The organism is Pseudomonas sp. P4_C3 (assembly GCF_056402075.1).
The window spans coordinates 1-608 of the sequence record NZ_JBFUIC010000788.1; the positions used below are offsets into that span (position 1 = coordinate 1).

The window sequence follows — 608 nt, forward strand, 5'->3', positions numbered from 1 at the left end:
CTGAGTCAGCAGACCCAACGATAGTTGTCAGGGAGCACCCCTGACGTACAGCAACACCAACCCATCTCGTTTCTACCAAAGAGAACCAAAAGATGAGCGTCTTCACTCACGTCACCGTCGGCACCAATGATCTGCAAAAAGCCCGCAATTTCTACGACAGCGTACTGGGCGCGCTGGGCCACAAGCGCATCGCCGATCTGGGCGACAATGRCTCGATCTGGGGCGAGAACGCCCCTTCCTTCTTCGTTCTGAAACCAGCCAACGGCGAACCCGCCAGCGTCGGTAACGGTGTCACCGTCAGCTTCGAGGCGCCGGACCGCGCCGCCATCGACGCATTTCACGCCGCGGCCTTGACCGCCGGCGGCATCTGCGCAGGCGCCCCAGGCACCCGCGACTGGGCACCGAACGCCTATGCCGCCTACGCTCGAGACCTGGACGGTAACAAGCTGGCCGCGTACTGCTTCAAACCAGCCTAAGCGCTGCCACGAGGTCAGCCTGGCTGGCCTCGCGGAACAAGAAGCCTATGACCTTGAACGCATAGGTAGCCAAAGTGTTCTCCCACTGCTGAGCATGCTTGGCATTTTTCCAGCCCGCCCTGTGGGCAGCGA

2 protein-coding genes are annotated in these 608 nt (G+C 61.3%); one reads left to right on the top strand and one right to left on the bottom strand.

Translation table 11 applies throughout. The annotated features are described in order from the left end of the window. The first annotated feature begins 92 nt into the window (after positions 1-92). The gene (locus tag AC1DVH_RS32455) at positions 93-476 is read left to right on the top strand and encodes a VOC family protein (protein ID WP_477757218.1); all 384 of its coding nucleotides are present in this window, start codon (positions 93-95) and stop codon (positions 474-476) included. On the opposite strand, the gene AC1DVH_RS32460 is transcribed toward AC1DVH_RS32455, so the two are convergent. Then, positions 463-549, bottom strand: coding sequence for a hypothetical protein (locus AC1DVH_RS32460; protein WP_477757219.1), 87 nt, complete (start codon positions 547-549; stop codon positions 463-465). The two genes, AC1DVH_RS32455 and AC1DVH_RS32460, sit on opposite strands and share 14 nt — an antisense overlap. Positions 550-608 lie beyond the last annotated feature (59 nt).